General features: G+C 68.6%; 12 protein-coding genes. All 12 read right to left on the reverse strand.

Going from position 1 to position 9,283, the window contains the following annotated elements; genetic code table 11:
- On the reverse strand, positions 1–1,381 hold a 1,381-nt coding region (locus ACIKT0_RS08665), incomplete at its 3' end, for an L-aspartate oxidase (protein WP_407104959.1).
- Positions 1,378–1,989 carry a fumarate hydratase C-terminal domain-containing protein gene (locus ACIKT0_RS08670; protein WP_407104960.1) on the reverse strand — a complete coding sequence of 204 codons (612 nt, stop codon included), beginning with the start codon at positions 1,987–1,989 and terminating at the stop codon, positions 1,378–1,380. The genes ACIKT0_RS08670 and ACIKT0_RS08665, both read right to left, overlap by 4 nt.
- 7 nt (positions 1,990–1,996) lie before the next feature.
- Positions 1,997–2,869, reverse strand: a complete 873-nt coding sequence (locus ACIKT0_RS08675) for a fumarate hydratase (protein ID WP_407104962.1) — start codon at positions 2,867–2,869, stop codon at positions 1,997–1,999.
- Positions 2,870–2,880: 11 nt separating this feature from the next.
- Entirely contained in the window at positions 2,881–3,621 is a 741-nt protein-coding gene (locus ACIKT0_RS08680) for a sulfite exporter TauE/SafE family protein (protein WP_407104963.1), read from the reverse strand.
- Positions 3,618–3,977: a succinate dehydrogenase, cytochrome b556 subunit gene (sdhC, locus tag ACIKT0_RS08685; protein ID WP_407104964.1), complete on the reverse strand. Its 360-nt coding sequence runs from the start codon at positions 3,975–3,977 to the stop codon at positions 3,618–3,620. The genes ACIKT0_RS08680 and sdhC overlap by 4 nt, the downstream gene beginning before the upstream one ends.
- A complete protein-coding gene (locus ACIKT0_RS08690) occupies positions 3,974–4,303 on the reverse strand; it encodes a succinate dehydrogenase/fumarate reductase transmembrane subunit (protein ID WP_407104965.1) in 330 nt (109 codons plus the stop codon). The genes sdhC and ACIKT0_RS08690 overlap by 4 nt, the downstream gene beginning before the upstream one ends.
- On the reverse strand, positions 4,300–5,049 hold the full coding sequence (locus tag ACIKT0_RS08695) for a succinate dehydrogenase/fumarate reductase iron-sulfur subunit (RefSeq protein ID WP_407104966.1): 750 nt from the start codon (positions 5,047–5,049) through the stop codon (positions 4,300–4,302). The genes ACIKT0_RS08690 and ACIKT0_RS08695 overlap by 4 nt, the downstream gene beginning before the upstream one ends.
- A gap of 12 nt (positions 5,050–5,061) precedes the next feature.
- Positions 5,062–6,069, reverse strand: coding sequence for an ABC transporter substrate-binding protein (locus tag ACIKT0_RS08700; protein WP_407104967.1), 1,008 nt, complete (start codon positions 6,067–6,069; stop codon positions 5,062–5,064).
- A gap of 126 nt (positions 6,070–6,195) precedes the next feature.
- A complete protein-coding gene (locus tag ACIKT0_RS08705; RefSeq protein WP_407104968.1) occupies positions 6,196–7,092 on the reverse strand; it encodes an ABC transporter permease in 897 nt (298 codons plus the stop codon).
- Positions 7,085–7,864, reverse strand: coding sequence for an ABC transporter ATP-binding protein (locus tag ACIKT0_RS08710; RefSeq protein ID WP_407104969.1), 780 nt, complete (start codon positions 7,862–7,864; stop codon positions 7,085–7,087). The genes ACIKT0_RS08705 and ACIKT0_RS08710 overlap by 8 nt, the downstream gene beginning before the upstream one ends.
- A gap of 310 nt (positions 7,865–8,174) precedes the next feature.
- Entirely contained in the window at positions 8,175–8,924 is a 750-nt protein-coding gene (locus ACIKT0_RS08715; protein WP_407104970.1) for a GntR family transcriptional regulator, read from the reverse strand.
- Between the two features lie 144 nt (positions 8,925–9,068).
- Positions 9,069–9,283 (reverse strand): aldo/keto reductase (locus tag ACIKT0_RS08720; protein ID WP_407104971.1); only part of this gene is annotated, 215 nt, incomplete at its 5' end.

Genomic DNA, 9,283 nt, shown 5'->3' on the forward strand with positions numbered 1-9,283 from the left:
GGATGCCGGCGTCGGCCCACATCGTCTCGTAGAGCGCCTCGCGGATCGCGCCGAGCTCGCCGGACGGCCGGCCGAGCGGTCCGAAGCAGCGCGCCAGCCCCTGTTCGATGGCGGAGGGATCCGGATCGGCGCGCGACCCTGCGCGCAGGGTCTCAAGCGCCATGGCGCGGCCCGCCACGCCGCCGAACACGGTCGAGTTCGCGACCCCGTTGCCGCCGAGCCGGTTGGCGCCGTGCACTCCGCCGGTGTCCTCGCCGGCCGCGTAGAGCCGCGGCAGCTCGGTGCGGCAATCGCCGCCGAAGGCGACGCCGCCCATCATGTAATGGGCGGTCGGAATGACCTCGACGAGACCCGCCGCCAGGTCGAAACCGCAATCTGCGCAGCGTTCGACCATGCCCTTGAAGTCTTTTCTGATTTTTTCGGGCCCGAGATGACTCATCTGGATGTAGACCCCGCCATTCTCGGTGGCGTGGCCGTCGCGGATGCGGCGGATGATCGAGCGGCTGACGATGTCGCGCGTCGCGCGTTCGTTGCGCGGGTCGTAGAGATGCATGAAGCGCTCGCGGCCGCCGTCGAGCAGATAGCCGCCGGCGCCGCGCAGCCCCTCCTCCAGCACGGTGCCGGTCATCCGCGTGTCCGTGCCGGCGAGCAGCCCGGTCGGGTGGAACTGCACCATCTCCATGTCGCGCAGCGGCAGGCCGGCGCGCAGCGCCATCGCGAGCCCGTCGCACGACTTGTCGCCCGAGGGCGTGTGGTACTTGTACATGGTCGGCCCGCCGCCGGTCGCGAGCAGCGTGGCCTTGGCGCGCACGAACAGCGGCTCGCCGGAGCGCATGTCGAGCATCAGCACGCCCGCGAGGCCGGAGCCGTCAGCGGCCGGGATCAGCTCCAGCGCCCTGTGATCCTCGAGCCGCTTCACGTCCCGGCGCCAGACCTGCTCGGACAGGCGATTGATGATCTCGATGCCGGTCAGGTCGCCCTTGTGGACCGTGCGGTCGAAGGTCTGGCCGGCGAAGGCCTTCTGGTGGACCGTGCCGTCAGGGTTGCGGTCGAAGAAGCAGCCGAGCTCGCTCTCGAGCTCGCGGATGCGGATCTGCGCCTCCGTGACCAGCGTCCAAGCGAGGTCCTGGTCGTTGAGCCACTTGCCGCCCTCGATCGTGTCCATGAAGTGGCGCTCGACGGAGTCGCCGGGCGCCAGCGCGACGTTGTAGCCGCCCTGCACCATGCGGGTGCAGCCGCACTTGCCGAGCAGGCCCTTCACCGCGACCGTGACCTCGAGCTCGGGCGCGGTCTTCTTGGCGTGCAGCGCCGCGAACAGACCGGCGCCGCCGGAGCCGAGGATCAGGATGTCGGTGTCGACCGTGCGGAGCGCCGGCGTCATTCGCCGGCTCCGATGCTCGCCAGCACCGCGGCGCGGCGGCCGGCGACGTCGTCGCGGACATTGGCGTAGAGCGAGCCGCCATGGCTGTCCATGCCGACCAGCAGCGGGCCGAAGTCCCGGATCCTGAAGCGCCACAGGCTCTCGGGGTGGAGGTCGTCCATGTCGACGTCCTCGATCTGCTCGATCCAGGTCGTCTCCAGCGCCGCGGCTCCGCCGACGATCGCCAGATAGGCGCCGCCAAGGTCACGGAAGGCGTGGAGCGTCCCGGGGCCCATGCCGCCCTTGCCGATGATCAGCCGCACGCCCTCCCGCTCCATCAGCGGACGGGTGAAGCGCTCCATCCGCATCGAGGTGGTGGTGCCGATGCAGAACGGCTCGTAGCCGACCGGCGCGGCCTCCGAAGGCTCCACCCGCCGCACGTTGGGCGCGGTGTGGATGACGGCGTGGCCCCCGAGTTCGAGCCGGGTCTCGCGGCCGCGGTCGAACATGTGGATCAGCGTCGCGTCGCGGATGCCGAACAGGGTCCGGCGCAGCGTGACGGTGTCGCCGACCTTGAGCGCGCGGACCGCAGCCTCGTCGACGGGCATGTCGAGGACATGATGGGTCATCTCTGCCTCAGCTGAACGCGATGCCGCCCGGCGTGATCGTCGCCGTGGCGCGCCGGGCGGAGTGGCACTGGATGTTCACCGCGACCGGGTTCTGCGTGATGTGGGTGGCGGCGATCTCGACATGGACCGCGAAGCTGGTGGACCGGCCGCCGAGCCCCTGCGGGCCGATGCCGAGCTCGTTCACCGCGCGCGACAGCTCCGCCTCGATCCTCGCGCCTTCCGGGTCGGAGCAGACCGAGCGCAACGGCCGCGTCGCGGCCATCTTGGCGAGGTGCATGCAGAGATCCGAGGTGCCGCCGAGGCCCACGCCCACGATGGTCGGCGGGCACACCCGGCCGCCGAGCTCGATCACCCGGTCGATGACGAAGCGCTTGGCGGCGTTGATGCCGTCGGAGGGCAGCAGCATCTGCAGGAACGAGCCGTTCTCGGAGCCCGAGCCCTTCGGGATCATCTCTATCGCGACGGTCTCGTGGCGCTCGTCGAAGTCGACATGGATGATCGGCACCCGCACGCCGCAGGAGGTCTGGTCGTTCTTGCGGGTGATCGGATGCACGACCGAGGAGCGCAGCGAGTTCTCCTTCGTGGAGCGCTCGCAGCCGCGGCGGATCGCGGCCTTCAGCTCTGCGCCGTCGAAATCGACCCCGCGCCCGATCGTGACGTTGTAGATCGGGATGCCGGTGTCCTGGCACAGGATGTTGTTGGTGCGCTCCGCGACCGCGATGTTCTCCACCATGGTGCCGAGCACGGCCTTCGCGGTCTCGCCGGTCTCCGCGCCGACAAGCGCCTTGAAGCCCGCCTTGATGTCCGGCGGCAGGATCTTGAGCGCGCGGACGTAGAGGTCCGAGCAGACCGCCTCGACCTCGTTCATGTCCAGTTGCATCGTTCGTCCTCCTAGATCAGGAGCGCCAGGCCGGAGACGAGCAGCATCCCGGCCAGGAACCGCCGGAACAGCCGTTCGTCGAGCCGGCTGAAGATCGAAAGTCCCGCCCAGGCGCCGAGCGCGAGCGCCGGCAGGGCGAGCAGGAACAGCCAGACGCCCCGGCTGTCGAAGGCGACCGCGCCGAGCAGCGCGATGGTCAGGAAGTTCGCGAACAGGATGTACGGCTGGTAGACCGCCCGCGCGGTCGCCTTGGGCCAGCCGCGCAGCTGCGACCAGATCGTCGGCAGCACGCCCGAATAGCCCCCGATCCCGCCGAGCACGCCGCCCGCGAGGCCGACCGCCGCGTCCGCCTTCCGCCCGCCGAAGCTGACGCGCGGCAGTCTCGGGGCGATCAGCGCATAGGCGCCGTAGATCGCGAGGCCGGCGCCGATCGCGATCTTGAGCTTCGGCACGTCGACGCTGGAGAGCACCGCGACCCCCAGCGGAACGCCGATCGCCGCGCCGATGACGAAGGGCGTCAGCCGGCCGCGGTCGATCTCCTTCCGGAACGGCCAGATGGTCACGAACTGGAGCAGCGTCCCGCAGGTGACCGTGAGCGCGGTCGTCTGGGCCGGCTCGAGCGCGTGCAGCCAGATCGCAGAGGCCGCGAGCGCGAAGGCGAAGCCGGCGCCGCCCGAGGCCACCCCGCCCACGAAGGCTCCGGCCCACAGATAGGCCAGCGTGGACAGCGGGAAGCCCGCGACCGCGGTCATGCTCCGCTCATCAGGAACAGCAGGCCGACCGCCATCCCGGCCGCGCAGGCGAGCGAAACCGTCACGGCCGTGCGCTCGCGCGCCGCCGCGAACTCGATCGCCAGCACCCGCAGCCCGAGCGCCATGTGCAGCGCGAGCGCGCTGACGAGGCCCCATTCGGCGAAGCGCGCGACGGGATTGTGGGTCAGCAGCAGGAAGCTCTCGAGCCGGTCGGCGCCGCCCAGCGCCGTGCCGAGCGCGATGAAGTGCATCGGCAGGAAGATCGCGAGCGCTACGCCCGACAGGCGATGCAGCATCGCGGCGATGAAGCCGGGCTTGCGGCGCGAGGCCCGGAGCGCGCCGGTCGCGGCGCTCACGCGGCGTAGACCGCATAGGCGGCCCTGAGGCCCAGCACCACGATCACGGCCGCGACGCCCAGCATCGCAAGGTCCAGCGAACGGCCGCGCCACGGGGTCCACTCGCGCAGCACGCTCCGCAGCCCGATGGGCGCGTGGATGGCCGCGGCGATCACGAACACGACGTAGAACGCCAGGAAGCCGACATTGCCCGTGGTGCGGGCCAGGATGTCGCCGGCCGTCAGACCGCCGCGCACCGCATAGACGATCGTGACGAGATGGACCGTCACCGCGAGGGCGAGCACCATCGCGGTCAGCCGCTGCGCGAGATAGAGGCGCGCGCTCACGATCCGCGCTTCCAGATCCGGCGCGCGGTGGCGCGCTTCAGCCCGGCGATCGCATAAGTCGGCGCGAGCGCCTTGGGGCAGAACTCGGTGCAGCTCATATGGCTGTGGCAGGAGTGGCAGCCGGCGTCGCCGCTCACTGCGTCGAGCCGCGCGTCCTGGCCGCGGTCCCGCACGTCGTTGACGAGCGTCCAGGCCCGGTTGAGCGCGGCCGGGCCGAGATATTCGGGATTCCAGCTGACGACGTCGCATGCCGAGTAGCAGACGCCGCAATTGATGCATTCGACGCCGGCGTCGGCCTGGGCGCGTTCCGGGCTGTCCGGGCGGACGACGGCGAAGTCGTTCGCGGGCGCCTCGCCCGGCTCGAAGAAGCCCTTCGCGTCGCGCCACTTCTCGAAGAAGCTTTCCATGTCGACCGCGAGATCCTTCACGACCGGCATGTTGCGCATCGGCTCGAGCGTGAGCTGCCCGCCCTCCTCCGCCCGCGCCACCCGGGTGCGGCAGGTCCAGCGCGGGCGGCCGTTCACCACCATCGCGCAGGACCCGCACATGCCCACCCGGCACGCGTAGCGATAGGCGAGCGTGGCGTCCTGCTCGCGCTGGATCTCGGTCACGACGTCCAGGATCGTCTGGTTCGCCCGACGGGCGACCTGGAACGTCTGGAACCCGCCCTGCTCCGCGCCTCGCCAGATCCGGACGGTCAACTGGCCGTCCGGGTCCGCGCGCGCCGCCGTCGCCACTGCGCTCATGCCGATTTCGCCTCAGCTGCCCTGGGCGTTCTGGATGTTCGGGAAGAACAGTTCCTTCCAGTCATCCGTCTTGGTGGAGACGAGGCCCGCCCGGTTCATGTAATCGAGGTAGGCGAGCATCTTCTTCGGCGTCGTGGTCCACTCGTTCTGCGGATTGGAGATGATCGCCACCGCGTCCTCGACCGGCATCTTGACGTTCTCGGCCTTGATCCAGAGCTCCGCGGCCGCCTTCGGATCAGTCTTGATCCGCTGCATCGCGTCCTCGAGCGCGGCCACGAGGGCGGTCACGATCTTCGGGTTCGCCTCGACGAAGCGGCTGCTCGCCCAGACCAGGTTGAAGGTGTGCGGCCCGCCCAGCACGTCGTAGCTGTCGAGCACCTTGTGGGCCTTCGGATCCTTGAGCTCGAGCTCCTGGAACGGCGACGAGCCGAAATGCGCGTTGATCTCGGACTTGCCGCCCATCATGGCGATCTGCGCGTCCGGATGGCCCATCGAGACGGTGAGCGGGTCGAGCTTGTTCTGCTGACCTTCTCCGAACGCCTTTTCGGCCGCCATCTGCAGCGTCACCGCCTGGATCGACGTCTTCACGGTCGGCAGGGCGATCTTGTCCTTCGAGGTGAAGTCCTTGATCGTCTTCACGTCGGGATTGGTGGTGACCAGGTAGAGCGGCATCGCGTTGAGAGCGGCGACGCCCTTGACCTTCAGATTGTTGCGCGTCTTGCCCCAGATGGTGAGCGCAGGGCCGACGCCCCCGGCCGCGAAGTCGAGATTGCCGGAGAGCAGGGCCTCGTTCATGCCGGAGCCGCCGGTGAAGCGCAGCCACTCGGTGGTGATGTCGAGCCCCTGGTCCTTGGCGTGCTTCTCGAGGAGCTTCTCCTCCTGGATGACGGTCAGCGGCAGGTAGGAAATGCCGAACTGCTTGGCGAGCCTGACGGTGCTGGCCTCCGCCGATGCGGCGGTCGACCAGCCGAAAGCGAGCGCTGCGGCGAGGCAGAGGCCCCGCGTCAATCCGATGGCCATGCGTTTTCTCCCCGCCGCCTGTGGCGGCTTTATCGTTTCTTATTGACCCGCCGAGGCTATCCGGCGGTCCGACGATGTCAACGTCTTAGGTCATATATAAGATAGTTGATACCGACGACGCGTTCGTCAGTTCTGCATGCCCCAGCGCTGGATCGTGCGGCGCTCGATGGTCTGGAAGATCAGGTTCTCGACCACGAGGCCGATCAGGATGACGGTCAGCAGCCCCGCGAACACGTTGGGGATGTCCAGCATGTTCTTGTTTTCGAAGATGAACCAGCCGAGGCCGCCGGAGCCGGAGCTGACGCCGAACACGAGCTCGGCGGCGATCAGCGTGCGCCACGCGAACGCCCAGCCGATCTTCAGCCCGGTCAGGATGCTCGGGAAGGCCGCGGGGATCAGTATCTTCCAGATGAAGCGCGCGCCGCCGAGGCCGTAATTCCTGCCGACCATCTTCAGCGTCTTGCTGACGGAGCAGAAGCCCGAATGGGTGTTGAGCGCGATCGCCCAGGTGACGGAATGGACCAGCACGAAGACCAGGCTGCCATTGCCGAGGCCGAACCAGATCAGCGCGAGCGGAAGCAGCGCGATCGCCGGCAGCGGATTGAACATCGAGGTCATGGTCTCGAGGAAATCCGTGCCGATGCGCGACGCGATGGCGAGCGCGGTCAGCAATGCGGCGAGCAGCACGCCGAGGGCGTAGCCGATCAGCAGGACCTTGATGGAGGCCCAGGCGCGCGCCGGCAGGACCCCGTCCGCGACGTTGCGGGCGAAGGCCGAGATCGTGGCCGTGAAGGTCGGGAACAGCAGGTCGTTGTTCAGGTAACGGGCGTAGAGCTCCCAGATCACCGCCAGCACGACGAGGATGAGCGCCTTCCTGAGCCAGCTCGAATTGTAGCAGATCTCGAACGTCGAAAGCGGCTTCTCGACGACCGTGATGGCCTCTCCGGAGGTGTCCTCGCGCACGAGTTCGGGGCGCGGAGACGGGAAGCCCGGCATGGCGGCGGCGCCGGCGGAATCACGCATGGACCGGCTCCATCGCTTCGCTGATTTCGTCGGAGAACAGCATGTTGTGGATCCGCTGCTCGAGCAGCCGCGCCTCCTGCGGGTCCTGGACGCTGTTAAGCTCGGCCTTCACCCGGCCGGGGTGCGGCGACAGCAGCAGGATGCGGTTGCCGATCTTGATGGCCTCCGGGATCGAATGGGTGACGAACAGCACCGTGAAGCGCGTCTCCTCCCAGAGCATCAGCAGCTCGTCCTGCATCTTGCGGCGCGTCAGCGCGTCGAGCGCGGCGAACGGCTCGTCCATCAGCAGGATGTCGGGCTCCATCGCCATGCCGCGCGCGATCGCCACGCGCTGCTTCATGCCGCCCGACAGCATGTGCGGGTAGCTGTCGGCGAAGCCGCCAAGATTGACCTTCTCGATGTAGTGCATGGCCTTGTCGTCCGCGGCCTTGCCGGTCAGCCGGCCGGAGGCCTCGAGCGCGAACACCACGTTCTGCCGCACCGTCTTCCACGGCAGCAGCTGGTCGAACTCCTGGAACACCATCATGCGGTCCGGGCCGGGGCGCGTGACGACCTTGCCCTTCAGCCGGATCTGGCCTTCGGTCGGCGTCATGTATCCGCCGACCGCTTTCTGCAGCGTCGACTTCCCGCAGCCCGAAGGTCCGAGCAGAATGAACCGGTCGCCGGTGAAGACCTCGAAATCGACCCGGTAGGTCGCAGTAATCAGATGCTGCGGCGTCTTATAGCGAAGCGTTACGCCGGCCACCTCCAGAAGAGGGCCCTCTGAAGCCATGCGTCCCTCCCAAGGACAAAGAGATTGTTCTGGTCTTGTCGCGTATTGGGAGCAGCAGAGCGCGCGGAGCAGGCGCCGTGCGCCATGCTCCGCCACGCGGACAGGTGAGCCTTTGCGTGTTCCACGCCGTTCGTCACGCTTCCATCCCGCTGCTCGCCGGCGCCGGTTCGCGCCGACTGCGAGGCGGCCTCTTTGCGGGCCGTCCTCTGACAGGTGGAGGACGCTAGACGCCCTCCCCCGCGAAGTAAAGTGATAACATATCTTTTATAAGACTGCGGTCGACACGGCTCCGCGAGCGGCCGCGCAGGGCTCAGCGCAGTTCCGAGAGGTAGTGGAGCTTCTCGGTGAGGCAGACGCTCACGCGCCACTCGACGGGCTGCCGCTCGAGCGACAGGGCGAGGCGGTCGATCTTGAGCGCCGGAGCGCCCGGCGCGACGCCGAGCGCCTCCGCGTCGGCCTCGCAGACCGAGACGGCCTTGAGCTGCTCCCGCGTGCTCGCGACCGTGACGCCGAACCGCATCGCATAGAGGCCGTAGAGGTTGTTCGGCGGCTCCATCGCCGCGAGGCCCGGGAACATCGGCTCCGGCAGCGCGATGTTCTCGACGATCACCGGCGCGCCTCCGATCGAGCGCAGCCGACGGATGCGGATCACCCGCGTGTCCTTGGCGAGCTTCAGCGTGGCGCGCTCGGCGGCGTTGGCCCTGGCGAGCGACAGGGCGAGCACCTTGCTTTGCGGAAAGGTCCTCTGGCCGTCATCGCCGACGAGCTTGAAGAACTGGAACATGATCCGTTCTTCGTCGTGGCGGGCCACGAAGGTGCCGCGGCCCTGCCGGCGCACCACCAGGTTCTCGGCCGCCATCGCGTCGAGCGCCTTGCGGACCGTCCCCTGACTTACGCCGAGCTCCGCCGCGAGCTGGATCTCGCTCGGCAGCGGCTCGCCCGGCGCCCAGACGCCGTCCACGAGCCGCCTGATCAGCCGGTCTCGGACCTGGCGGTAAAGCGGCCGGAACCCCAGCGATTCCACGCCGCCGGAGATTTCGGCGAGTTCCTTCTCGTTCATCGCGCTCGCGCCAGACATGCCGTAGACCAGCCACCCTATAGCGGGAGTCGCGCAGCGGCGGGCGACCGAAAGCGCGCACTGTCTTATATCATATAGCAGACCTATCAGTCGGCGCGGTCAAGGCGCAACGTCTATCATCAGGGCTCAGGCGAAACCCGCCACCGTGTGAGGCTGGTAGGGCGCCTCCAGCGCGGCGATCTCCTCCGACGAAAGCTCCAGCGAGAGCGCGGCGACGGCGTCCGTGAGGTGGCCGGGCTTCGAGGCGCCGATGATGGGCGCGGTGACTTCCGACTTCTGCGCCACCCAGGCGAGCGCCACCTGGGCGCGGGAGACGCCGCGCGCCGCCGCGACCCTGGCCA

The organism is Hansschlegelia beijingensis, from assembly GCF_045505405.1.
Taxonomy (GTDB): domain Bacteria; phylum Pseudomonadota; class Alphaproteobacteria; order Rhizobiales; family Methylopilaceae; genus Methylopila; species Methylopila beijingensis_A.